At 72.4% G+C, this 24,815-nt stretch carries 18 protein-coding genes; 10 read left to right on the forward strand and 8 right to left on the reverse strand.

Annotated elements, in window-relative coordinates; all coding sequences use genetic code 11:
- Positions 1 to 164: 164 nt before the first annotated feature.
- Positions 165 to 878: a hypothetical protein gene (locus WMF31_RS08260; protein WP_436601410.1), complete on the forward strand. Its 714-nt coding sequence runs from the start codon at positions 165 to 167 to the stop codon at positions 876 to 878.
- 310 nt (positions 879 to 1,188) lie between these two features.
- Complete coding sequence (locus WMF31_RS08265) at positions 1,189 to 3,630, forward strand: GH36-type glycosyl hydrolase domain-containing protein (RefSeq protein ID WP_436601411.1); 2,442 nt, start codon at positions 1,189 to 1,191, stop codon at positions 3,628 to 3,630.
- Positions 3,631 to 3,713: 83 nt separating this feature from the next.
- On the opposite strand, the gene WMF31_RS08270 is transcribed toward WMF31_RS08265, so the two are convergent.
- On the reverse strand, positions 3,714 to 5,045 hold the full coding sequence (locus WMF31_RS08270) for an amidohydrolase family protein (protein ID WP_436601412.1): 1,332 nt from the start codon (positions 5,043 to 5,045) through the stop codon (positions 3,714 to 3,716).
- 759 nt (positions 5,046 to 5,804) lie between these two features.
- On the opposite strand from WMF31_RS08270, the gene WMF31_RS08275 reads away from it, so the two are divergent.
- On the forward strand, positions 5,805 to 6,302 hold the full coding sequence (locus tag WMF31_RS08275; RefSeq protein WP_436601413.1) for a hypothetical protein: 498 nt from the start codon (positions 5,805 to 5,807) through the stop codon (positions 6,300 to 6,302).
- A 58-nt stretch (positions 6,303 to 6,360) separates the two neighbouring features.
- On the opposite strand, the gene WMF31_RS08280 is transcribed toward WMF31_RS08275, so the two are convergent.
- The 3 genes from WMF31_RS08280 to WMF31_RS08290 form a co-directional block, all read right to left on the reverse strand.
- Positions 6,361 to 8,238, reverse strand: coding sequence for an Hsp70 family protein (locus WMF31_RS08280; protein ID WP_436601414.1), 1,878 nt, complete (start codon positions 8,236 to 8,238; stop codon positions 6,361 to 6,363).
- Entirely contained in the window at positions 8,235 to 8,873 is a 639-nt protein-coding gene (locus WMF31_RS08285; RefSeq protein WP_436601415.1) for a DUF2760 domain-containing protein, read from the reverse strand. The genes WMF31_RS08280 and WMF31_RS08285 overlap by 4 nt, the downstream gene beginning before the upstream one ends.
- Positions 8,874 to 8,953: 80 nt before the next feature.
- Positions 8,954 to 9,610 (reverse strand): hypothetical protein, encoded by a 657-nt coding sequence (locus WMF31_RS08290; protein WP_242515332.1) that lies wholly within the window; start codon positions 9,608 to 9,610, stop codon positions 8,954 to 8,956.
- Positions 9,611 to 9,916: 306 nt separating this feature from the next.
- Between WMF31_RS08290 and WMF31_RS08295 the strand changes: the two genes are divergently transcribed.
- From WMF31_RS08295 to WMF31_RS08305, 3 genes are all read left to right on the forward strand, one after another.
- Positions 9,917 to 10,129, forward strand: a complete 213-nt coding sequence (locus tag WMF31_RS08295) for a twin-arginine translocase TatA/TatE family subunit (protein ID WP_436601416.1) — start codon at positions 9,917 to 9,919, stop codon at positions 10,127 to 10,129.
- Between the two features lie 93 nt (positions 10,130 to 10,222).
- Positions 10,223 to 13,372 (forward strand): MXAN_5808 family serine peptidase, encoded by a 3,150-nt coding sequence (locus WMF31_RS08300; protein WP_436601417.1) that lies wholly within the window; start codon positions 10,223 to 10,225, stop codon positions 13,370 to 13,372.
- A 91-nt stretch (positions 13,373 to 13,463) separates the two neighbouring features.
- Entirely contained in the window at positions 13,464 to 14,018 is a 555-nt protein-coding gene (locus tag WMF31_RS08305) for a TerB family tellurite resistance protein (RefSeq protein ID WP_436601418.1), read from the forward strand.
- 47 nt (positions 14,019 to 14,065) lie between these two features.
- On the opposite strand, the gene WMF31_RS08310 is transcribed toward WMF31_RS08305, so the two are convergent.
- Entirely contained in the window at positions 14,066 to 14,383 is a 318-nt protein-coding gene (locus WMF31_RS08310) for a hypothetical protein (protein ID WP_129352081.1), read from the reverse strand.
- A gap of 69 nt (positions 14,384 to 14,452) precedes the next feature.
- On the opposite strand from WMF31_RS08310, the gene WMF31_RS08315 reads away from it, so the two are divergent.
- Complete coding sequence (locus WMF31_RS08315) at positions 14,453 to 15,424, forward strand: uroporphyrinogen-III synthase (RefSeq protein WP_436601419.1); 972 nt, start codon at positions 14,453 to 14,455, stop codon at positions 15,422 to 15,424.
- Here WMF31_RS08315 and WMF31_RS08320 read toward each other — a convergent pair.
- Positions 15,412 to 16,215, reverse strand: a complete 804-nt coding sequence (locus tag WMF31_RS08320; protein ID WP_436601420.1) for a hypothetical protein — start codon at positions 16,213 to 16,215, stop codon at positions 15,412 to 15,414. The genes WMF31_RS08315 and WMF31_RS08320 overlap by 13 nt on opposite strands.
- A 131-nt stretch (positions 16,216 to 16,346) precedes the next feature.
- Complete coding sequence (locus WMF31_RS08325; RefSeq protein ID WP_436601421.1) at positions 16,347 to 19,139, reverse strand: tetratricopeptide repeat protein; 2,793 nt, start codon at positions 19,137 to 19,139, stop codon at positions 16,347 to 16,349.
- Positions 19,140 to 20,017: 878 nt separating this feature from the next.
- Between WMF31_RS08325 and WMF31_RS08330 the strand changes: the two genes are divergently transcribed.
- The 3 genes from WMF31_RS08330 (at position 20,018) to pdxA (ending at position 23,629) form a co-directional block, all read left to right on the forward strand.
- The gene (locus WMF31_RS08330; RefSeq protein ID WP_436601422.1) at positions 20,018 to 21,463 is read left to right on the forward strand and encodes a TldD/PmbA family protein; all 1,446 of its coding nucleotides are present in this window, start codon (positions 20,018 to 20,020) and stop codon (positions 21,461 to 21,463) included.
- Between the two features lie 181 nt (positions 21,464 to 21,644).
- Entirely contained in the window at positions 21,645 to 22,538 is an 894-nt protein-coding gene (locus WMF31_RS08335; protein WP_436601423.1) for a winged helix-turn-helix domain-containing protein, read from the forward strand.
- Positions 22,535 to 23,629 carry a 4-hydroxythreonine-4-phosphate dehydrogenase PdxA gene (gene pdxA / locus WMF31_RS08340; protein WP_436601424.1) on the forward strand — a complete coding sequence of 365 codons (1,095 nt, stop codon included), beginning with the start codon at positions 22,535 to 22,537 and terminating at the stop codon, positions 23,627 to 23,629. Before WMF31_RS08335 ends, pdxA begins: the two co-directional genes overlap by 4 nt.
- Before the next feature lie 8 nt (positions 23,630 to 23,637).
- Here pdxA and WMF31_RS08345 read toward each other — a convergent pair whose 3' ends face one another.
- On the reverse strand, positions 23,638 to 24,630 hold the full coding sequence (locus WMF31_RS08345; RefSeq protein ID WP_436601425.1) for a ketopantoate reductase family protein: 993 nt from the start codon (positions 24,628 to 24,630) through the stop codon (positions 23,638 to 23,640).
- Between the last annotated feature and the right edge of the window lie 185 nt (positions 24,631 to 24,815).

The raw sequence follows: 24,815 nt of genomic DNA on the forward strand, positions 1-24,815 counted from the left end.
GACAAGCGGCCCCCCAAAAACCTTGGTGGTGCAAATTTGTATTGATCGGCGTCTCGTCACGATGGTTAATACATCACGGGAATACGCGCGCTGGGAGCGACGCGCCGGTCCGAGCAACTCATCGCATGGTGTGGTGGATCATGGCGAGTGTCCGTCGTCGTCCGTTGGGGGTCGCCTGTCTCATCCTCTCTGGCCTCGCGTGGATCGCGCCGCGCCCGGCGGCGGCGCAGCCCACCGCCCATCTCACCTGGGCGGAGCGCCTCGTCGACAACATCGCTCCCGAGGACAACGAGTACGGCTCGCGCCCCTTCATCACGTGGGCTGGCGTGGCCGGCGCGAGGCGTTATGCGAACCGGACGCAGTGCGCGACCTTCCTGACGGCGCTGCTCAAGCGGAGCTACGGCTGGAGCGCAGACACCTTTGAAGACTGGCTGGACAGCGCGAGCCCGAACGCCGCCACCTACCACGACGCCATCCTCGCGGAGGACGGCTTCGAGCGGATCGAGAGCCCCGAGGACGCGCGCGCCGGCGACATCCTCGCCCTCCGTTATCCCGAGAGCGCGTCGTCCTCGGGGCATGTCGCGATCCTCCGCCGGGCGCCGAAGCGCCGGTTCCCGATGCCGCCTTATGTCGTGGGCACGACCCAGTACGAGGTGTTCGTGGTCGACTCGACGAACTACCATCACGGCACGTCGGACTCCAGGAGGCGGTCGGGCGGCCGGTGGTCCACCGGCGCGGGCTTCGGCTCGATGCGCATCTACGTGGACCGGTCGGACACCGTCGTCGGGCACACCTGGAGCATGGCCGCCACCACGGTCTACCACCCGACCACGCACCGTCAGGTGGCCATCGGCCGGCTGGCGCTCCGGGAGCGCTAGCGACGTTGTCGCCCGGAACCACTCCTGGCCCTGCGTCGATGGGGGAGGCCAGGGAGAGGGCGCTCGCCGCGCGGGGCGGGGGACGGGCCGTGTCCCCCAGGCCCGGTTGACAAGGGCGGGGCGCGGGGGCTAGAGTGGCGGCCCTCTGAGCTCGCTCGGAGGCCCCAGGCCCATCAGTCTTCGGCTTCTGAAACCCGGGGCAGCGCCGCCTCCGGGTTTTTTTCTGTCCGTCTTCTGTCGGCCGAGAGGAAGACGCTTCCTTCTCGATCCGGTTACACCGCTTCCCCCGATCCACGGAGACCGCGCGTCCATGAGCAATCCGTACGGCCACTTCGACGACGAGAGCCGCGAATACGTCATCACCCGGCCCGACACGCCGCTGCCCTGGCTCAACTACCTGGGCTCGGACGAGATGTTCGGCCTCTGCACCAACACGGCGGGCGGCTACACGTTCTGGAAGGACGCCAAGCTGCGCCGGCTGACCCGTTATCGCTACAACAACGTGCCCATGGACGTCGGCGGGCGCTACCTGTACGTGAACGACGGCGGCGTCGTGTGGAATCCGATGTGGAAGCCGCTCAAGACGGCGCTGGATCGGTACGAGTGCCGCCACGGGCTCGGCTACACGAAGATCACGGGCGAGAAGAACGGCGTCGAGGTGGAGGTGCTCTTCTTCATCGTGCCCGGCGAGAACGTGGAGATCTGGCGCACCCGGGTCACGAACAAGAGCGGCTCGAAGAAGGACCTCCAGCTCTTCTCCTTCCAGGAGTTCTGCTTCTTCGAGGCCCTCAATGACATGACGAATTACCAGCGCACCTACTCCATCGGCGAGGTGGAGGTCGAGGGGAGCGCCATCTATCACAAGACCGAGTACCGCGAGCGCCGCTCCCACTACACGCTCTTCGCGTGCACGCGGGCCATCGACGGGTTCGACACGAGCCGCGACGCGTTCTGCGGCAGCGTGCACCACGGCCTGCACGAGGCCCAGGTGCCGCTCCGGGGCAAGGCGACGGGCTCCAAGGCGTTCGGCTGGAACCCCATCGGCAGCCACCAGGTGAGCCTCTCGCTCGCGCCCGGCGAGAGCGAGACGCTGAGCTTCGTGCTCTCGTACGTGGACCAGGGGGATCTGCCCAAGTTCAAGGCCCCGTTCGTCATGAACAAGCAGAAGGGCAAGGAGATCCTGGCCAAGTACTCGGCGCCCGGCGTCGTGGACGGCGCCTTCGCCCAGCTCAAGGCGGACTGGGCGGGGCTGCTCGCGAACTTCCAGGCCGACTGCCCGGACGAGCACGCCCGGCGCATGCTCAACACCTGGAACCAGTACCAGTGCATGGCGACCTTCAACCTGTCGCGGTCGGCCAGCATGTACGAGACCGGCATCGGCCGGGGCATGGGCTTCCGCGACTCGAACCAGGATCTCCTGGGCTTCGTGCACCTCATCCCCGAGCGCGCCCGCCAGCGCATCCTCGACATCGCCGCCACCCAGCTCAGCGACGGCACCTGCTACCACCAGTACCAGCCGCTGACGAAGAAGGGGAACGCCGACATCGGCGGCGACTTCTACGACGATCACCTGTGGCTCATCCTCTCCACGTGCGCCTACATCAAGGAGACGGGCGACAAGAGCATCCTCAAGGAGTCGGTGGGCTACGCCGACAAGCCGGGCTCGAAGGAGGATCTCCTGCACCACCTGGAGACGTCGATCGCGTACACGATGAAGAAGCGGGGCCCGCACGGGCTGCCGCTCATCGGCCACGCCGACTGGAACGACTGCCTGAACCTGAACTGCTTCAGCACCGAGCCCAACGAGAGCTTCCAGACGGCGGGCGACGTGAAGGACTCGAAGGCCGAGTCGGTGATGATCGCGGGCCTGTTCCTCTACGCGAGCCGCGAGATGGCCGCCCTGTACGACTGGCTCGGCCAGAAGTCCGACGCGGATCGCATGCGCGGGCACCACGCCGAGATGCTGGCCGTGGTCGAGAAGGAGGCGTGGGACGGCGCGTGGTACCGCCGCGCCTATGACGCCGAGAGCCGGCCGGTCGGGAGCAAGGAGAGCGAGGAGGGCAAGATCTTCATCGAGAGCCAGGGCTGGTGCGTGCTGGGCGGGGCCGGCGCGGACAACGGCCGCGCCAGGCAGGCGCTGGAGAGCGTGCACAAGCACCTCTACACGAAGAACGGCATCGTGCTGCAGCAGCCGGCGTACTCGACCTATCACCTCGAGCTCGGGGAGGTCACCTCGTATCCGCCGGGCGTGAAGGAGAACGCCGGCATCTTCTGCCACAACAACACCTGGATCCACCTGGGCTGGTGTCTCCTCGGCGAGGGCGAGCGCGCGCTGGAGTACTATCTCTCCATCTGTCCTTCGGCCAAGGAGAGCCAGATCGAGACCTACCGCGCCGAGCCCTACGTCTATGCGCAGATGATCGCGGGCAAGGACGCCCCGGTCTTCGGCGAGGCCAAGAACGCCTGGCTCACCGGCACGGCGGCCTGGACGTTCGTGTCCGTCAGCCAGGGCATCCTGGGCGTGCAGCCCCAGTACGACGGCCTCCGGCTGGATCCCTGCGTGCCGAAGGCGTGGAAGAGCTTCTCCATCAGCCGCCGGTTCCGCGGGGCGACCTACGAGATCAGCGTCAAGAACTCCGGCGTGTGCAAGGGCGTCAAGAAGCTCGTCGTGGACGGCAAGCCCGTCGCGGGCAACGTGATCCCGCTGGCCCCGACCGGCGCGACCGTCAAGGTCGAGGTCGAGATGGGCTGAGGCCCCGCCGCCGCGCGGTCACCGCGCGGCGCGCCATCCCACCCCCCGCGGGCGCCATCCCACCCCCCGCGCCCGCCTCGGGCTCAGTCGCCCTGAAGGGCGGTGACCCATCGCCCGTTCAACATCACCTGCTTCACCCGGCGCATCGCGCCGAACTCCGCGAGCGGGTCGCCCTCGACCAGCACGAGGTCGGCGAGCTTACCCGGCTCCACGCTGCCGAGCCGGTCGTCGATGCGGAAGAACCTGGCGTTCTCCAGCGTGCCGGCGACGAGGGTCTCCATGGGCGAGAGGCCGCTCTCGACGAGCAGCTCCATCTCGCGCTGGTACGCCCACCCCCGCTCGGCGCCCGGCGCCGCGCCGTGCGAGCCCACGACCACCCGCACGCCGGCGCGGCGCGCCTTGCCGACGAGCCTCATCATGTTCTCGAAGCCGCGCACCTCGGCCTCGGTCACGCCCTCGTCGCCGGCGCGGCGCTCGAAGACGGCGAGGGTGGGGGCCAGGAAGGTGCCGCGCAGCGCGAGCAGCCCGAGCAGCTGCGCGGTCCGGGGGGCTTCCAGGGAGATGCCGCGAAAGAGCTGATAACGCCCCTGAAACCGCGCCGTGTTGTCGGCGAGCACCGCCTGCCGGTAACGCTCCGCCTCGCGCGGCGGCACGAGCGCGGTGCCCAGCGAGGTGATGTGCTCGATCCCGTCGATCCCGGCGCGGATCGCCGCCGCGGCGTCCACCGCCTCCAGGTGCGCGGTGGCGACCACGCCGCGCGCGTGCGCGGCCTGGATCACGGCCTCGACGGTCCCGAGCGGCAGGCGGAAATACGCCTTGATCCCCGAGGCCCCGCGCTCGACCAGCCGATCGACGGCCCAGCGCGCCTCGGCCGCGTCGCGCACGACCATGGCGCTCTCCGGGTACGCGGAGGCGGGCTCGTCGAGCAGCGGCCCCATCAAGAAGAGCCGCGGCACCGGGCCGAGCCGGCGCGCGGCGTCGTACGCCTCGATCCAGTGCCCCGGCTCGCGCAGCGAGGTCACGCCGCGCTGCAGGACGAGGCCCGGCAGCCCGTCATCGTCGCCGAGGTGGAAGTGCGCGTCGATGAGGCCCGGCAGGACCGAGAGCCCTGCGCCGCGCACGACCTCCGCGCCGGCCGGGACGGCCGTGTCGCCGCGCGCGCCCGCGGCGACGATGCGCTCGCCGCGGACCACGACGACGGCGTCCCGCACAGGCGGCCCGCCGTGGCCGTCGATCAGGGTCGCCCCCACGATCGCGGTGACGTGCGCCGCGTCCGGCCGCGCGACGGGGTTGATCTCTCGCGCCGGCGGGAGCTTCGGCTGCCCGTCTGGCGAGGGCCACTGCACGGGCGTGCTCGCGCAGGCGCACAGGCCCGCGAGCGTCGCCGACAGACCCACGCGCAACCAGGAGATCATCGCGGCCTCCCCCCGTGACCCGAAACGCGCGGCAGGGCCGTGCGGGTCGCCGGCGGCCGCGGCGCGCGTCTCGTCGTGTCGCTGGCGCGCAGCGCCCGCGGGCAGAGCGAGCTCGGGCTCTCTGACCGGACACGGCTGCGGCATCGCATCTCCAAGCATAGCAGCGAGCTGGCGCGGGGCCGCGCTCGGGTGCGTTTTTCGAGTCCCACGTTCGAGCCCAGCGCGCCCTCTTCGCGAGGTTCACCCCGGTTTCCCGACCCGAGAGCTGCGGAGTCGAGACGGCGCGTCGGAGGTGCTTCGGCGACGGGCGCAGGGGCGTGTCGAGCGCGAGCGCGCGGAGCCTCGTGAGACATCGAGGAGATTCAGACATTGCGGCGCGCCATCCCTCACGACGGGGCGCTCATGGCGACTCGCAACAGGGTTGAGCGGGCGCCCGCGCGGCGGGGATGCGCGCGGGTTTGCTCTGGGCAGCCGTGTTCCGCCGCGGCAGGGCGCCTCGTCGGGCGATTCCCGAGCCGCGGGCGCTGACGGCCTCGTCCTCACGAGCGCTTGTTCCATCGTGATTTCGTCACGTCATCGGCGTGAGCGCGAGAGGCGATTTCTGTGCTTTGCACCGAAATCGTTGAGCCCCGCCGGCTGGCTGGAGTAGTGTGCCCGCGCCGGGAAGCGGGGATTGCATCGATCGATATGTCCCGCCGAGGCCGGCTGATAGATCGATTATCGAAGGTCTGCGCTCGTTCAAGCGCGCTGGAGGACATCATGCGTAGCATCCATCTTGTTGGCATTGGCTCGACAGCTCTCCTGCTGGCCACGACCGCCATCTCGGCGGGTTGCGGGGACGACGACACCAAGCCCTCGGACACCACGACCACCACGACCACCACGGCCAGCACGGGCAGCGCTGGCGGTGAGGACGGCGCCGGCGAGGGTGGCGCTGGCGAGGGCGGCGCTGGCGAGGGAGGTGCCGGCGAGGGCGGCGCCACCGGCGACGAGACGTGCGTGACCTGCTCGGCGCCGCTCCTCCAGGGCGCCGACGTCGCCGATCTGTGCGAGGTCTCGCGGCCGAAGTACGTGGCGGTCACCACGTGCATCTGTGAGGTCTGCGGCGCGGCGGAGGGCGACTCCTGTTACATCTCGTGCACCACGGACGAGGCGCCGAGCGCCGAATGCGAGACGTGCGGCCGCGCGGCGGCCCTCGAAATAGGAGGCGAGTGCGAGGCGGAGGGCACCGCCTGCGCCCAGGACAGGGGCGAGTGACCCCCGCGGGCTGAGGTCATCCGCGCCGTGTCGCCTCGGCGCGCCTCGGCGCGGCGCCTCACTCCTCGGCGCGCACCGACAGCTCGATCCGCCAGCGCTCGTTGGGCTTCTGCGCCTCGCGGGGGATCGCCTCCAGGAGCAGCGTCCCCACCTCGGTGACCGAGGCGTGCAGCCGCACCGGCACCATGTCCCCCTCGCGCCGGCCCTCCGTGGGCAAGGTGATCTCGATGGGCGAGAGCTCCTCGAGCTCGCCGGGCGTCCAGTGCTCGAGCTCCGCCCCCGCCTGGTCCTCCCGGCGCACCGACGAGCTGAAGAAGCGGAAGCGCACCGGCTCGCCGACCACCACGCTGAACTCCTGCGGCGGCAGCGTCGCCTCCGTGCCCTCCTCCATGCCGAACGGCGCGAGGCAGAGCGCCGTGATCGGCGGCTCCAGCCCCGGCACCGCGGGCACGGCGCCCTCGATGCCCACGTAGTAGGCCCGCGCCGTCCCGCCGCGGATCCGGAGCCCGCGGCCGCGCCGCGCCAGGCCGTAGGCGGCGGCGCCGCGCGAGACCGCGAGATCCAGGTCGTCGCTCGGGAGCACCCGCGGCCGCGGCGCGCCGTCCGCCTCGAGCCAGGCGCCGAGCGTCTCGACGAGCCGCTCGCGCAGCGCCGCGCTCTTCATGACGCCCCCGTTGAAGAGCACCGCCGTCGGGTGCAGGAGCTGCGGCGCGCGGTCGGGCCCCGCGCCCGCCGCGTCCCTCGGGACGAAGCCCTCCAGCCGGGAGGTCGCGCCGGCCTGCCGCCCGAGGAAGGCGGCGAGGTGGCGGGTGATCGCCGGATCCTGCGCGTACGGCAGGCCGAGCTGCGTGAGGCCCGCGCGCGCGCGCGTCGCGGGGCGCGCGGACGACGGCACCTCGGGGAAGAACCCGTCCACGAGCGTCCGCGTGATCTCGTCGCGCGTGAGCTCCGTCCGGATCGACGCGCCGAGCAGCTTCGAGCCGCGGCCGGCGATCACGATCGGCGCCGCCGTCATCGACGGATCGCCGAGCAGCCGCTCCTTGGCGACGCGCGCCGCGTGGGTGAGCGACGTCATCTGCCAGCGATCGAGCTCCTTGCCCTCGGCCGCGAGCTTCGCCTTCACGACGTGCGCGAGCGCGAGATCCATGTTGTCGCCGCCGAGCAGGATGTGGTCTCCGACCGCCACGCGGACGAGCTCGAGCGACCCGTCGCGCGGGACCGCGGCGATCGCGGAGAAGTCGGTCGTCCCGCCGCCGACGTCGACCACGAGCAGCACGTCGCCCGGCTGGAGGTGCTTGCGCCACGCCTCGCCGGCCGCGTCGATCCAGGCGTACACGGCGGCCTGCGGCTCCTCGAGGAGCGTGAGATCCTCGAAGCCGGCCGCGCTCGCCGCCTCGACCGTGAGATCGCGCGCGGCGGCGTCGAACGACGCGGGCACGGTGATCACGATCTCCTGCTTCGCGAGGGCGAGCTCCGGATCGTCCTTCGCGAACACGTGGTCCCACGCCTCGGTGAGGTGCTCGAGGTACCGCCACGACGCCTCGACCGGCGAGATCTTCTCGACGTCCTCGGGCGCGCCGACCGGCAGCGTCGGCCCGCGCCGGTCGATGCCGGGGTGGCAGAGCCAGCTCTTCGCGCTCGAGATGAGGCGCGCCGGCGCGTCGGCCCCGCGCGCGCGGGCGTGCTCGCCGACCACGAACCGCCGCTCCGCGTCCCACGGCAGCCCTTGGAGCCCCTCGCTCTCGTGGGGGATGTACATGAACGAGGGCAGCAGCGGCCGCGCCTCGAGCTCCCCCTGCGCCACGAGCTGCGGGACGGCCATCACCTCGGGCGACGGCGTGAGCCGCGGGTCGGCGCCCTCCTCGGGCACGCGCGCATAGGAGAGGGCGCAGTGGGTGGTGCCCAGATCGATGCCGACGATGTAGCGCGCGCTCATAGCTCGACCTCCGCGGGGGCGATGATGCTGGCGTCGTGGCCGGCGATCGGCATCGGCAGCGACAGCTCGTCGGCGCGCCAGCCGCGGTGGCGCAGCACGCCCCTGTACGGCGCGCTGCCCGACACGTTGCCGATGAGCTTGACCTCGGCGGGATTGTAGCCTGCCTCCAGCGTGACCTTCGCCCCCTCCTCCTCGCGCCGCACGGGCGCGAGCTTCGCGTGGCCCAGCAGCGCCTTGCGGCAGCCCTCGTGCACCATCCTCGCCGCCGCGCCGATGTCCGCGTCGCTGAACGAGGCGATGTCCTGCTCGAGGAAGTCGACCAGCCGCCCCTCGCGCTGGAGCAGCGAGAGCAGCTGGAGCGCCGAGCCCACGGCGGGCGCGGCCGGCGGCGCGGCGGCGGGCGCCTTCTCCTCCGGCTCCGCGGCCCTCTCGGGCTCGGGGAGGGGGGGCGCGCCGCCCTCGCGCGCCCGGTCGAGCTGGGCCTGCGGCCCGGCCGCCTCGGCCGGCGGCAGCGCGGCGCGCGCCCGCCACGCCCGCGCGGCGAACTGCGGATCGAGCAGCACGCGGAAGAAGCAGACGAAGGCGAACCAGAGGCGCGTGGACCAGGGGAGCGGGGTGTCGTCGAGATCGGCCACGGCGAGAGCCTAACGCCGAGCGTTGCGATCGGCACAGAGACCGGCGAGCGGGACCATGCGCACGCCAGCCCGGCGGCGGGTCAGAAGGTCGCCCGGAGCACGGGGACGCGGAGCTCGTGCCCCTGCGTCACGCGGAACTTGAACAGCTCGTCCTGCGAGTACAGCGGCCTGAGCGAGAGCGCCGGCACGCCGAGCGCGACCCGGCTCGGCGCGATGTCGATGAGGCCGAGCCGGGGGGCCTCTGCCCGGATTCCCCGCAGGAGGGGCGCGGCGTCCGACGTGATCTGGACGTTGATGCCCGGCTGGGGGGGCTCCGCGACCGGCTCGTTGCGAATGGGCTCGCTCTGGTCCGTCTCCGGGGGCCGGTACGCGGTGGCGTTCAGCGTGACGACGAGGGTGGGGATGACGAGCGCCATGCCGCCCGCGAGCATGTAGAGCGGCACCTCGGCGGGGGGCTCCGCGGCCTCGACGAAGTAGCCGGCGACGCCGCCGCCCACGGCGCCGAGCCCGCCGAAGACGAGGTAGGGCCAGGCGCGCTCGACCCCGATCGCCCCCATCGTCAGCATCACGACCTCGCCGCCGAGCAGCGCGCCCCCGACGATCCCCTTGCCGTCGACGCTCACGGTGTCGCTGGCCGCCCCGCCCGCGTCCTGGGCGCTCGCGCGCTCGGGCGCGCCGGCGAGCACCGCCGCCGCGACCGACGCCCCTGCCAGACAATGCGCTGCCTTTCGATTCATGCGGTTGAACGGCATCGATCTTTCCCCGTGTCGCTCGTCGCGAAGGCTACGAAGGCTAGAGGTTCGGCCCGGCGGCCCGCCTGGGCTGTCGAGCCGGTCTGAAGTTGTGAATCCCTGGCGGAGCGAGCGGGGGCGCACGCCCCTCTCCCTCCTCCAGCGAAGACGGTTGCGCGAGCCTAGCACGGGATTCAAGGCTCCGAGCCGCTGCATTGCCCGCGCGGGGGATGGGTGGTATGGGTGCAGCGGTGCAGGCCCCGGCCCGCCGTTTGCCGCCGAGAGCGCGGCAGCCTCTGAAGGAACATCGCCATGGGTAATGTCGGACCGCTCCAGCTCGCCCTTATCATCGGCATCGCGCTGCTTCTCTTCGGAGCGGGCCGGATCGCAGAGGTCGGCAAGGGAATCGGCGAAGGCATCCGGAATTTCAAGAAGGGGCTCCGCGACGACGACGACGAGGATCCCTCCAAGCAGCTCCCGCCGAAGACCGAGACGAAGGAAGAAGACACCCACAAGCCCGCGTAGCGGCCGCGGCGCACGGCGCGCGGCGCGCGCTCGAACCGGCATGCGCGGACGCCGGTCGACGCTCGCGGAGGCGCGTCTATACTCGATCGCCGTATGCCTCACAGATTGTTGGAGCGCCTCGGCAAGGTGCTCGCGCTCTTCGGCGCGTTCTCGCTGGCAGCGTACTTCGTACTGCAGTTCGGCCCCGGGGGGCTCTGGCGTGGGTTCGAGCCGGCGCTCGCCGTCACCGGGCAGGTGGCGAAGGCGCCGTACGACCTCACCCGCCTCGAGGCCGTGAACGAGACGCTCAAGATGATCCGGGACAAGTACGTCGACCCGGATCGCGTCAAGCCGAAGGAGATGCTGCTCTCGGCGCTGAACGCCGTGCAGCGCGACGTCGCGCAGGTGATCGTCCTGAACGAGGATCCCAACGAGGTCACCGTCCGCGTCGAGACCAGCGCGAGGAAGTTCCGGATCGACAACATCCAGGGCCCCTGGGACGTCTCCGCGCGCCTGCGCGAGGTCTTCGCCTTCCTGCAGAAGAACCTCAAGGGCACCGAGGTCGATCTCCGCGACGTCGAGTACGCCGCGTGCAACGGCATGCTGCACACGCTCGACCCGCACTCGGCGTTCCTGAGCCCGGAGGCGTACAAGGAGATGAACCTCTCCACGTCGGGCGCGTTCGGCGGGCTCGGCGTCGTGATCTCGATCCGCGACCAGATGCTCACGGTCCTGAACCCGATGCCCGACACGCCCGCGGGCAGGGCGGGCCTCAAGCGGCTCGATCGGATCGTGAAGATCAACAACGAGTCGACGCTCAACATGCCGCTCGACGACGCCGTGCGGAGGCTCCGCGGCGACCCTGGCACCGCGGTGACCGTGTGGGTGACCCGCGAGGGCGAGGGCGGGTGGCAGGGCGCGAAGCCGTTCGAGCTGACCCGCGAGGTGATCAAGGTCAGGTCCGTCGAGTCGCGCGCCCTCGACGGCGGCATCGCGTACGTCCGGCTCAAGACGTTCCAGGCGACCTCGACCGCGGAGCTCGACGCCGCGCTCGACGGCCTGCGCAGCAGGGGGCAGCTGAAGGGGCTCGTCCTCGATCTGCGGGGCAACCCGGGCGGCTTGCTCGATCAGGCCGCGCGCATCGCCGACAAGTTCCTCGCCGACGGCGTCATCGTCTCGACGGTCGGCGCCTCGGAGGGGCGCGAGGAGAAGCGCGCCAAGGGCCCTGGCACGGAGCCGCCGTACCCGATCGTGGTGCTCGTGAGCGGCAACAGCGCGAGCGCCAGCGAGATCGTGGCCGGCGCGCTCAAGAACAACGATCGCGCCATCGTCGTGGGCTCGCAGACGTTCGGCAAGGGGAGCGTGCAGCTCGTCTTCCCCGACGTCACGGCGGAGAAGGCGGCCCTCAAGCTGACGATCGCGCAGTACCTGACGCCGGGCGACGTCTCGATCCAGGGCGTCGGCGTCACGCCGGACATCGAGCTCGATCCGATGACGGTCGACGAGCTCGAGATGGATCTCACCGTGCAGAAGGACGGCCTCCGGGAGCGCGACCTCTCGGCGCACCTCTCGAACGCGCGGGCAGCCGCGGCGGGCAAGCCGTCGGAGGTGGTGCGTTACCAGCTCACGAGCGCCGAGCGCGAGCGGCTGCGCGACCGCGGGGGCGACATCGACGAGGACTTCTCGCTCGACTTCCCGATCCGCTTCGCGCGCGAGCTCGCCGCGCGGATGCCGCCGAGCACCCCGAGGATCCAGCAGCTCCGGGCGGTGCACGGCTACATCGAGCAGGTCGGCAAGGAGGAGCTGGCCAAGGTCTCGGCCGAGCTGGCGAAGCTGGGCGTCGACTGGTCCGACGCGCCCGAGGGCACGACGCCCGCGGCCAAGTCCGAGCTCGACATCAAGGTCGAGACCGATCGCCCGAACGCCGAGGTGATCGCCGGCCAGCCCATGGAGCTCCGGGTCACGGTCAAGAACAACGGCAAGCAGCCGGTGTACCGGCTGCGCGGGACGACCGAGAGCGACAACCTCTACTACGACAGCAAGGAGCTCATCTTCGGGAAGATCGGGCCCGGCCAGACGAAGACGGCGAAGGCGCCGCTCGGCTGGTGCGAGATCGAGGGGCGCAAGATCGGCTCCACCAAGCCGAGGAAGGCGAACGAGAAGCGCGTCTGCAAGATCCCGATGGACGCCCTCTCCCGGAGCGACGGCGTCAAGGTGAAGTTCGAGGTCTCCGGCGCGCCGGAGCCGCCCCCGGTCGAGATCCGGCCCACGGTGCGCGCGCTCGAGCGGCCGCTCTTCCAGTACGCCTACCAGATCGCCGATGATCGGGGGGGCAACGGCGACGGGCTCATCCAGAAGGGCGAGCGGGTCAGCATGTACCTGACCGTCAAGAACGTCGGCAAGGGCCCGTCCTACGAGACCCAGGCGAACATCGCGAACCTGTCGGGCGACGGGCTGCTGCTGCACGCCGGGCGCTTCGACATCTCGAACATCAAGCCGGGCGACGTGCGCAAGGTGGTCTTCACGTTCGACGTGGGGGCGCAGCTGTCGGAGCCGGAGGCGACGCTCACGCTGTCGGTCGGCGATCGCGATCTGCGCGAGTTCGCCAGCGAGAAGGTGAAGATCCCGATCTCGCCGCGCGTCGCGATCCAGGGCGGCGGCTCCACCGTGAAGGCGGGGGCGGAGGGGGCGATGCTGCTCCCGTCGCCGGAGGCGAGCGCGCACGCCTTCGGCCGGCTCCCGGCGGGCACCGTCGTCAAGCTGCTCGGCGAGGCGCCCGGCGGGTTCCTCAAGGTCGAGCTCGGCGGAGGCCGCTTCGCGTTCATCGCGGCGCGGGAGGCGACGCCGGGCGGCGCGGCGGCGGCCCCCGCGACGGTCGCGTTCGAGGACATCTACTCGCACGCGCCCCCGACGCTCGACATCGCCGCGGCGGCGCTGGCGACGACCGCCGACACCGTGAAGATCACGGGGACGGCGTCGGACAGCGAGCGGCTCCTCGACACCTTCATCTTCGTCGGCTCGCGGAAGCTCTATTACAAGTCGAACCGCGACGGCGCGGACCCGAAGCGGGCCGAGTTCTCGTTCGAGGCGCCGCTCCGGCCCGGGGTCAACGTGATCACCGTGGTCGCGCGCGAGACGCCCGACACGACGACGCGGCGCACGCTCGTGGTGCGCAAGGACGGGCCTGACGGCTCGATCCTGAAGACCCCGAAGTCGGACAACCCCGTGGACGACTGGCTTGCGGAGCGCGACGGGGAGGACTAGGGCGCCGCATGTGATGGGTGTGGGTGAGCTGCGACAAGAGCGGTGCTCCACCGGGCTGCCCAGCCTGGCGAGGATCTGGTAGCTTCGGCGCGTGGGACTCCTCGCCTGGCTGGGCCTGAAGCAAGGGGACTCGTTCCCGAACCTCGACGCTCTCCTGAAGGAGCTCCGCGCGGCGCTCCCGGAGGACGAGGCGGTCGTCCTCCGCTACATCGCGACCGTCATCGTCCTGCTGGGTAAGGTCGCCTGCGTCGACGGTCGCTTCACCGACAAGGAAGACGCGCTGCTCCGCGAGCTCTTGACCCACGTGGACGGGCTCGCGCCGAGCGGCGTCGACGCGGTGTGCAATGCGCTTCATGGCAAGCTGCCCGCGCTCCAGGAGGAAGAGGTCGATCGCTGCTACCGCGAGCTCAAGGCGCTCTGCAACGCCAGCGAGCGGGTGGAGGTCGTGCGCCTCCTGATCCGGCTCGCCGCGGCGGATGGCGCGCCCACGGCGGCGGAGCGGGCCGAGATCCAAAGCATCGCCCAGGAGCTCGGCGTGTCGCTCGTCGACATCGAGCCGGACCTCTCCGGCAGGGCCGGCGACGAGGGCAGCCCCCCGGCATCTCCGGGCGCGCCGCGCGACCCGGGCGACGGATCCCAGGGCTGAACGCCGAGGAGGGCGGCCGGCCGGCGCGTGCGCGCCGCGCGGCCGGATCAGTCGTGCGCGTCTCGCTGCTCGGCGGGGCCGCCGTCCGGGCTCGAGGCGCGCGGGGTGGGGCCGAGCGCGCGGCGCTGCTTGAGCGCCGTGACCGCCACGAAGAGGACGAACAGGACGGCCCCCAGCACCGCCACGAGCACGCCGAAGTTGAAGAGGTAGTGCGCGCCCAGCGCGCCGCCCACCCCCATCAAGAAGATGCCGAACAGCGCGATGCCCGCGCCGATGACAGGATCGGGGCCGACGTCGTTCTCCGAGGTCGCACGCGCGAGCCCGCCCCCGGCCCCGCCAGCCTCGTCGCTCATCGGATGGGTCACACGCAGAGCTTAGCAAACTGGTTCACGGCCCGAAACCCGCCCGAGCTGGACTCGGGCTATGCTGCCCGCGTGAGTACGCCCCCGCGCCCACTGAACGACCGTCCTGTCCCGACCGCACCCCCCGATTTTGCGGGGCGCCGCGTCATCAGCTTCGAGAGCCGCCGCGCGACCGAGATGGCCTCGCTGATCCAGCGCCACGGCGGGGTGCCCATCACGGCGCCGGCCCTGCGGGAGGTGCCGATCGAGCGAAACGAGCGCGCGCTCGACTTCGCGCGGCGCCTCGCGGGCGCCGAGCTCGACCTCGTGATCCTCATGACCGGCGCTGGGACCAGGGCGCTCGTGGCCGAGGCGGCGCCCGCGCTCGAGCCCGGCCCGGGCAGCGACGGCGCGCCCGGCGGGGAGGGCGAGGCGAGCGCCCAGGGCATGTCGCGGATGACCGCGGCGCTCTCGTCCGTGCAGCTCGTCGCGCGCGGCCCCAAGCCCGCCGCGGCGCTGCGCGAGCTGGGCATGACCCGCTTCCTCACGGTCCCCGAGCCGAACACCTGGCGGGAGATCCTCGACGTCGTGCGGGGCCTCGGCGACCTGAGCGGCAAGCGCATCGCCGTCCAGGAGCACGGGGCCCCGAGCCACGAGCTCTACGCCGGGCTCGGGGCGGCCGGCGCCCAGGTCACGCCGGTGCCGGCGTACCGCTGGGCGCTCCCGGAGGACACCGCGCCGCTGCGGCGGGCGCTCCACGCCCTGGCCGACGGCGGCGCGGCGATCACGCTCTTCACGAGCCGCGCGCAGGTCGAGCACGCGCTGCTCGTGGCGGCCGAGGAGGGGCTCGTGGCGCGCCTGCGCGAGCGCCTCGCGCGCGGCGTGGTGGCCTCGATCGGCCCGGTCTGCACGGAGGCGCTCCGCGCCGAGGGGATCGAGCCGGACTTCGAGCCCGAGCACCCGAAGATGGGCCACCTGGTCAAGGCGGCGGCCGCGCGCTCGGGCGAGCTCCTCGCGCGCAAGGGGGACCAGGGCGACGCGCCCCTCTCGGCTCAGTCTTCGTAATCGGACCGCGCTACCGTCGCCGGGCGCGGCACGGGGTGGGGATCTGCGCCGGCGGCCGTCGCGTCCGCGCCGCGCGGCGCAGCGTCCGCGTGCCCCCTGTCGACGAGCTCTGCCCGGTACAGCACGCGCCCGTCCTCGGTGGTGATCTCGCCGCCGACGTCGCCCCAGGCGAAGTCGTCGCTCTGGAGCGTGCGCATCGTCGCCTTCGTCCTGCCGATGCGCACGCGGAAGCTCGTCTCCTGGCAGGCGATGGGGGCGCCGCCGACGTCGACGCTCACCGCCTCGCTGCCGAGCACCGCCTCGTTCTCGTCCGCGGCGAGCGTGGTCTTCTCCATCATCGCCTCGTACGCCGCGAGGGTCGCCGGCCGCTCGGCCCCGCCGTCGAGCCACGCCGCGCCGAGGATCTCGCCGCGCCGTCCGGGCGCGTCGCTCATGCGGACCCGCAGCGACTCGGTCTCCTGGTCGTCCGCCAGGGTCATGTCGACGACGAGGACGTCCCCTTCGCGCGCGACCACGCGTTGCGTGAGGAGCAGCGGCGTCTTCCGGAAGCTGCCCGAGAACCGGTAGGCGACGTAGTCGCCCGGGGCGCGCGCGACGGCCGCTCCCTGCGCGCTCGGGCGACCCGCGTCGGTCGAGCCCTCCGCGCGCTCGGCGACCTCGCGCCGCCCCTCGGTCGCCGCCTTGACGGAGGCGTCCTGGGGACTACCGGCTCGCGCGTTCATGTCGAGCCCCGCGCCGCAGCCGGCGGCGAGGAGCGAGGTGACGGCGGCGAACAGGAACGGTCGGTTCATGGACCTCCGGTACATGAGGGCGCCCGCCTGGGCCCAATTTCCGGCACCTCGCGATCTCCGGCCTCGCGGATACGCCGGCCTGGACGCGCGGCGCTCGCGGGCCCTGGAGGTGAGCCCCCGGAGGGCCGCGCTCAGGGCAGCTTGCCGCTGGGGAGCATGTCGTCGAAGGCGGCGTCGAACTCGTCCGCGATCATCTCGGCCCCGACGGCGCGCGCGGCAGGCTTCGGGGCGTCGATGCGGCGCAGCCGCTCGGCGATGCTGCCGCGCGGGTCGCTGTAGCTCGGGCTCATCCGGGCGACGCGCTGGAAGTAGTAGAGCGCTTGCTCGGGGGTGCCCCGCATCTCGTAGGCGTTCGCGATCTCGTAGTTCAGCGCGAGCTCCTGCTCGATCGTCTTGTGCGAGGCGTGCAGCCCCCGGATGAGCGCCTCGATGCCCGCGTCGACGTTGCCCATCTGGAGGTGCGTGACCCCGATCATCGACAGGCAGACGCACTCCCGCCCGGGATCGCGGGCGGCGAGCTCGAACTCGGCGATGGACTCCTTGTAAAGGCCCATCTCCTTGTACGCCACGCCGAGATCGTAGTGCGTCGCCGCGTCGGCCTCCGAGACCTGCGCCGCCACGCCCGCCTTGAACTGCTCGAAGACGCTATCGACGCTGACCTGCCGGGGATCGTCCTGGACGCCCGTCACGGAGCCCGGCGCCACCTCGAGCTCGTCGATCAGCTTGAGCGACTCCGCGATGTCGAACGCGCGATCCTCGTCTGGCCGCTCGCTGCCGCGCGGGACCGCGCGCGTGCCGCTCTGGTTGTCCGCGGCCACGCGCGCCTGCGACGCCAGCTCGACGACGTCGCGCAGCCGCTCCATCAGGAGCGGGTGGTTCGGCAGCCGCGCGAGCTGCTCTTCCAGGATGTTGCGCGCCTCGTCGAACATCCCGTGCTGCGCGAAGAACTCGACCTCCTCGAGCGCGTCCTCGTCGAGCGCGTCCGCGCGCCGCCCGGAGCCCGGCGGCACGGAGCGGCTGGCGGTGGGCCGGACCGACGCGGGGGTGTACAGGGTCGATGGCGGCCCGGCGAGCACCGGGGGCGCGGGGGGGATCGAGGGCGGCGGAGGCGCCTGCGACGCCGCGATGGCCAGGGGGTGCCCGGGAGAACGGCCCGGGTGGACCGAGGCCGTCTCCTCGTCGTCATCGTCTTCGAGGACGTCGTTGTCGACGAGATCGTCGTCGAGGACATCGTTGTCGACGACGTCGTCGTCGTCGATCGGGAAGCTCGGCAGCGGCGGCTCGTTCGCGAACGGGTCGTCGAGGTGCGTGACGAGCGGGGGCCGCCGGGGGAGCGCCTCGACCACGCCGTCCTCGTCGAGCGTGTACGCGGGCAGCGGCGCGCTCGGGTCGTAGAGCTCCTGGCTCGGCACCTCGGAGGCGTACGCCTCGTTCTCGCCGGCGGCGGGCGGGGCCTCCGACCCGACCTGCACCTCGTCGAGCTCTTCCTCCTGCGGCACGGCGTAGCCGAGCTGGTGGAGCATCTCCGTGGCCTGGGCGTGCCCGGGCTCCAGGAGCAGCACCTCGTCGAGCAACCTCGCGGCGTCATCGACGGCGCCCTCGCTGGTGAGCTGCCGCGCGAACTCGAGCATCTGCTCGATGGCGCCGTCCTGGTCTCCCGCCTCGATCAGGACGTCGCAGAGCTTCTCGCGCAGCTCCCGGGCGGCCGGCAGCCGGGCGATGCCGCCCTTGAGGAGGGCGACCGCCTTGTCGTACTGGCGGTCGCGCCGCAGGCTCTCGGCGTGGGCGGCGAGCTGCCGCGGGCTCGCGACCGGCGCCGTCGAGGGCTGCGACGCGCGCAGCGGGAACGGCACCGCGGACGAGGGCTCGGCGTCCTCCACCTCGAGCTCCTCGATGTCGTCGGCCTCTTCCTCCTCTTCCTCGACGAGCTCGACGTCGATGGATGCGCGCGTGTCCCGCCCGGCGGGCGCGAGCTGGGATGCGAGCTGGCGCACCCCCTCGTCGTTCGGGGCGCGCGCGAGCAGCGCGGTGATGAGGGCGGTGAACTGGTCGAGCCGCCCCGCCTCCTTCGCGATGCGCGCCGACTCCTTCTGCACCTCGATCGCCTTGGCCGGCTGCCCCAGCAGGTCGAAGGCGCGGGCGAGCAGCGCCAGCGTCTCCAGGTCGCGCGGGTTTTCCTTGAACGCGATCTGCAGCTTGGTGAGGGCCGACATCCCGTCGCTCGGCTCGCCGCGGTCGAGGTAGATCTCGGCGGCCATGCGGGCGAAGCGGGCGTCCGGGCGGTGCTGGAGCAGGCGCTCGACCACCTTCAGCGCGTCGTCGCGCCGCCCGAGCTTGAGCAGGATCTCGGCCGCCGTCCCGAAGCGCTGGATGGCGAGGTCGTAGTCGCGGACCCGGATCAGCGCCTCGGCCAGGCGGAGATACGGGAGCGGGTTGTTCGGGTCGAGGTCGACGACCTTCCTGAAGATGTCGATCGCGTCGCGGTCGCGCCCGGCGCGGAGGAGGCGCGTCGCGACCTCGTCGTAGGCCGCGAGCGCGTCGCTCGTGAGCCCGAGCTGCGTGTAGATCTCCGCGAGGCGCGGGACGATGTGGCCGAAGCGGTCCTCGTACTGGGGGACGTGCTTGTGGATGATCTCGCGGATCTGCTTGTAGACCGCGATCGCCTTCAGCGCGAAGCCCTGGAGCGAGTAGAACTGGCCGACGCGCTCGTAGGTGGTGATCGCATCGACGTACTCCTCCATCCGCAGATAGAGGTCGCCGATCTTGAGCAGCGTCCGGACGTCCCTCGGATCCTCCGCGACCAGCTTCTGGTACTCGGCGATGGCTCTGTCGAAGCGCTTCCGCTCGACAAGCTTCTGCGCGGTCTGGAGCACCTTGTCGCGATCGACCGCCACGGCGATGGGAATCTCCTGCGAGGACAGCAAGGCGTTGCTCGGGCGCCCGGTCGGCGTCCCTCACCTCGCCTAAAAACACCTAGCCAATCCCGCTACCACGTACAAGCGCGCGGCATCGGAAGTTCCGGAAGCTACCGCCAAGGTGCTTGTTTGCAGCACGCGGGCCCCGCGTGGGCGCCGTGGCGAACGCGGCGACACCTGCGAGGCGGCCTGGATCCCCCCGCCCCGGTCGGACGCTAGGCGAATCCGATCGGGGCGCGTCGAAGAGCGCGCCGGGGCACGCTGATCACCGGGGAATCGAGAAGATCGCGGAGAAGGCGGCCATCGCCACCACCGACGCGAGGACAGCTCGAAGCATAGCAGTCGAGCGGCGTTCTTGCACATTTCTGCATACCTCTGCCGGGTCGGTCCCGGCGGCGCCGCGCGTCGTGACCGACGTCACACGGCCGACCCGCGGACGCCGCACGGCCGATCCGCGGTGAAGGGGCAGGAAGTTGCCCCACACCGCGAGCGCGGCTGTCGTCGCGCGACGCCCGCACGTTCGACGTTCGCGCCTCCGTGATCAGGATCTCCGGGGCGGGGCGGGGCGCGAGCGCGCGGACCGGTGGCAGGAGGTGTTCCGTATTCCTCGCTTGCCGGAAACGGCGGCTCGGGCGAGGCGTCGCGCAACGCTTGCGCGCACCGCGTCGGCGGGCTGAACAGATGCTACGCTGGCGGGCTGAACAGGCGCCGCGCCGGCGGGCTGGATGTGCGCCGCGCCGGCGGGCTGGATGTGCGCCGCGCCGGCGGGCTGGATGTGCGCCGCGCCGGCGGGCTGGAGGTGGTCGCCGGCCTGGCGATCGCCCGGAGCGCTCCAGGTGCCGCCACGCCTCGACCGTCCCGGCGAATGGACCTAGAGTTGGCCGACCATGTCGCGCAGCCAGGCCTACCGCGCCCCGTTCGCTCCCGGAGAGGAGAATGCCGTCGACGCCGCGCTCTGCGAGCGGCTGCTCTCGGTCGCCCTCTCCAAGGGAGGTGATTACGCCGATCTCTTCTTCGAATACCGGGCGGGAGGCGGGTTCACCTTCGACGAAGGCATCCTCAAGGCGGCGTCCCGCGGGGTGTCGATGGGGGTCGGCGTGCGCGTCCAGCGGGGGGACGCGACGGGCTACGCCTACACCGAGGACCTCACGTGGGACGCGATGAAGCGCGCGGCCGAGACGGCGGCGCAGATCGCGATGGGCACCGGCGGCAAGGAGAAGATCGAGCTCCGGCGCCGCCCGCTGCCGAGCCGCTACGAGCTGCCCCACGTCTCGCTCGACGTCCCCGGCCTCGAGAAGCGCTCGCTCCTGGAGCGCGCGAGCGCCGCCGCGCTCGCCTACGATCCCAGCATCGTCAAGGCCGAGGCGAGCTTCGCCGAGGAGGTGCGCGAGGTCCTGATCGCCACGAGCGACGGGCGGATGGCGCACGACGTCCAGCCGCTCATCCGCTTCGGCGTGCGGGCGCTCGCCGAGCGCGGCGGCAAGCGCCAGGAAGGGTCGAGCGGCGGCGGCGGGCGCATGACGACGGCGTACTTCGAGGGCAGGTCGCCGGAGTGGCACGCCGAGGAGGCGGCGCGGCAGGCGGTCGCGATGCTCGACGCGCGCGACGCGCCCGCCGGCGAGATGAACGTCGTGCTCGCGCCCGGCGACAGCGGCATCCTGCTCCACGAGGCCGTGGGGCACGGGCTCGAGGCCGACTTCAACCGCAAGGGCACGAGCAACTACTCGGGGCAGGTCGGCAAGGACGTGGCGAGCCCGCTCTGCACCGTGGTGGACGACGCGACCCTCCTCCAGTCCCGCGGCACGATCAACGTCGACGACGAGGGGCACGAGCCCGAGCGCAGCACGCTCATCGACAACGGCAAGCTCGTCGGGTACATGCACGACCGGCTCTCGGCGCGGCACTACGGGCTCACGCCGACGGGCAACGGGCGGCGGGAGAGCTTCGCCGCCGCGCCCATGCCCCGCATGACGAACACCATCCTGCTCGCCGGCCCGCACGATCCCGAGGAGATCGTGCGCTCGGTGAAGCGCGGCATCTTCGCGAGGAAGTTCGGCGGCGGCCAGGTCGACATCTCGAACGGCGATTTCGTCTTCTCGCTGACCGAGAGCTACCTCATCGAAGACGGCAAGCTGACCGCGCCGCTCAAGGGCGTGAACCTCATCGGAAACGGCCCCGACGTCCTCCGGCGCGTCACGATGCTCGGCCACGATGTCGCCACCTCCGACGGCATCTGGACCTGTGGCAAGGACGGACAGAGCGTTCCGGTCGGCGTGGGGTGCCCCACGATCAAGATCGATCGCATCACCGTCGGCGGGACGCGGATCGGCTGATTTCGGCCGTCCGGGGTGCAGGCATAGGTAAGCTGCCTCGCGTTGTTGGGTCGTTTGGCGCGGTGCGTCTTGCCGCCACGATGTAGCACCCGTATACGGGGCGGACATGGCGCGCCGTTCGTTCATAGCCATTGTGGGGCACGGGCCAGATCTCGAACGTGATGAAGGCGCCGCGGCGGTCTTGCGATCGCTCGGCGCCGACGTCCGGACCCTCGACCTCTGGGACGACCCACCGCGGCTATTCCACGACGACGAGAGCAAGGCGCGCGCGATCGTCGTCGAGGCGCTCGACCGGCCCGATCTCGCCGCGGCGGCGCTGCGGGCGCTCCGCCGCGAGCCGCGCCTCGAGGAGGTCGGCGCGCTGGTCGCGGTGAGCGTGGCACAGATCGCGCGCATCGAGCCGTCGAGCGGCTTCGATGACTTCCTGCTCGTGCCGTACGTCCCCGCCGAGCTCTACGCGCGTGTGCGCCTCGTCGAGTGGCGCCGCAGCGAGTTCGCGACCGAGGAGCGGGTGAAGGTGGGCGCGATCGTCATCGATCGCGCAGCGCACGACGTGTCGGTCGGCGGCATGCACGTGCCGCTCACGGCGAAGGAGTTCGCGCTGCTCTCGTACGTGTGCGAACGCCGCGGCAAGGTTGTGTCGCGGACGGAGCTGCTCCGTCGCGTCTGGGGGAGCCAGTACGAGGGGGGAGCGCGGACGGTCGACATCCACGTGCGGCGCCTCAGGGCGAAGCTCGGCGCGGCGCTGCCGCTGGTCACGCTGCGTGGGGCCGGGTACCGGCTCGAGTCGCCCGTCGTCGGCGCCGGCGGCCCCGAGGGCGGCGACGCGGCGAAGGCGCCGCAGCGGAGCGCGGCGAACGCGGCGGACGAGCGCGCGGAGCAGCTCGACGAGGACGACGAGGACGTCGACGACGAGGAGAGCGACGAGGACGACGGCGACGACGACGGCGACGAGGAGCGCGACGAGGAGCGCGATCCGGCGCGCGGCGAGGCGTCCGTGCGCGGCGAGCCGCGGTCAGGGCCGTCGGGGGACGGCTCCACAACCACGGGGCGCGAGCGGCGCGTCGTCCGATGACGTCCGGCGAGCGGCGCAGCGCTGCAGGATCGACCGCCGCCCGCGCGGCGCGCGCACGGTCGCGCCGCGCGGAGCCGCCGCCCGTCGTCGCGATCAGCGTCGGCTGTCCGAGCGGGGTAGGGCCCGAGGTGGCCGTCGCCGGCGCGGCGTCCGTCGCCGGCGTGCGCTGCGTGCTCGTCGGCGATGAGGCCACGCTCCGCCGCGCCGCGCGGCTCGTGCGCGTCGCGGCGCGCCGCCTCGTCGTGGTCGACGGCCGCGCCGCCGTCGATCGGCTCGCGCCCGGCGAGATCGGGCTCTGGGCGGGCAGCACGCGCCTCTCGCGGCCGAGCGCGTTCGGGCGGCCCGAGGCCGAGGACGGCGCGGCGCAGCTCGCGTGGATCGACGAGGCGACGGACCTCGTCCGCGGCGGCGTCGCGGCGGCGCTGGTCACGGGGCCTGCGTCGAAGCACGCGATCGCCACGAGCGGCGCGCCGGGGTCGGCCGACTTCCTCGGGCACACCGAGCACCTGGGCCGGCGGCTCCGCGCGCGCGAGGTCACGATGGCCTTCGCCTCGGGCAAGCTCGTGACCGCCCTCGTGACGACCCACCTGCCGCTGCGCGAGGTGCCCGACGCGGTGAGCCCGCGCGAGGTGGCGCGCGCAGCGGTGTGGCTCGCGCGGCTGCTCGCGGCCCTCGGCCGCGAGGCGCCGCGCGTGGCCGTCGCCGCGCTGAACCCGCACGCCGGCGAGGGCGGGCTCCTCGGCGACGAGGAGCGGGCGCGGATCGCGCCGGGCATCCGCCTCGCGGCGCGGCGGCTCGCGCGCTCGGGGCCGGCGGCGGAGCTCTCGGGGCCCGTCGGCGCCGAGACGGCCTTCCGGCTCGCGGCGAGCGGCGCGCTCGACGGGGTCGTCGCGATGTACCACGACCAGGCGACGATCCCGTGCAAGCTCCTCGGCTTCGGGGAGGCGGTGAACGTCACGCTCGGCCTGCCGATCGTGCGCACGAGCGTCGACCACGGCACGGCCTACGATCGCGCAGGCACAGGGGGCGCCGACGCGCGCGGCATGCGCGAGGCGATCGCGCTCGCGGCGCGGCTCGCGGCGGCGCGCTGACGCGCGGATCAGCGCGCCGCCTCGCGGCCCTCGATCAAGGTCATGAGCTGCTCGAGCGACGGCAGGCGCACGCCGTGCTCGCGGCCCAGCGCGAGGATCGTGGCGCCCATCGCGAGGTGCTGCGCGTGGAGCTTGGGGCCGAAGTGGGTGTCGACGAACCGCAGCGCCTCGGGGAACAGGTGGCGAGCGATCTGGATACCGGGCTTCAGCGTGAGGGGGCCGGCGAGCCTGGCCAGGAGCTTCGCCCAGGGGGCCACCTTGCCCAGCCTGTCCGCGAGCGCCGCGCACTCCCGGGTGGCGCCCCGCGCGGCGCCGAGCACGCGCGGATCCGAGGCGAGGCCGACGACGCCGCCGCCCGCGTCGATGGCGGCGATCAGCGGGAAGAACGCGGTCGTCGTCGCGGCGTTGTGCGCGCCCACGCCGCGCTCGAGCCGCGCCGGCACATCGGCGCTCGTGAGGCGGCGCGCGAGCTCCTCGAGCGTCGGCCGCTCCGCGGGCGCGCCCCCGTCCTCGTCGATGAGCGTCGACGCGAGCCCGGTGATCCAGTACCGGACCACGCCGCGCTCGTCGAGGTACCCTGAGGCGCTCGGCATCGCGGGGGTGACGCGGCGCTGGGCGGCCTGATCGAGCGCCGCGCGCTGCGGCGGCATGAGCGGCGTCAGCACCACGGCGGGGACGGCGGGGCCGCCGCGGAGCAGGTCCGCGACCGACTTGCGCCCCGCCGCGCGCGGCGGGGCGCCGCCATGGTCAGGCTGGGCCGGGGCGAGCTGCTCGAAGCGCACGGTGACGAGGACGACCTCGGTGTCCGCCGGGATCTCCGCCGCGAGGCGCGGGCGCTCCAGCGCGTCGCGGCGCGAGCCGTTGACCTGCTCGATGACGAACGGCCCGGCGTCGGCGACGCGCTCGGGGCGGACCACGAAGGTGACGTCGTCTCCCTGGGCGGCGAGGCGCACGCCGTAGATCCGCCCGAGGGCGCCTGCTCCCACGATGCTGATCCGCATGGCTCCGCGGTAGCCTGGGCGAGGCGGGGCGGAAAGGGGCTCCCGCAGAGGAGCGCGACGGGCTGGACGGTGACAGAAGGTCCGCTCTGAACGGCGTCAGGACGTCCCGCGTTGAACAGCGCGAGAGCATCCGTTCTGAACGGTACCAGAGCGTCCCGCTTCGGGCGGTGTCAGGACGTCCGCTT

It is taken from the genome of Sorangium sp. So ce1036 (genome assembly GCF_051369805.1).
GTDB classification, from domain to species: Bacteria; Myxococcota_A; Polyangia; order Polyangiales; family Polyangiaceae; genus Sorangium; species Sorangium cellulosum_F.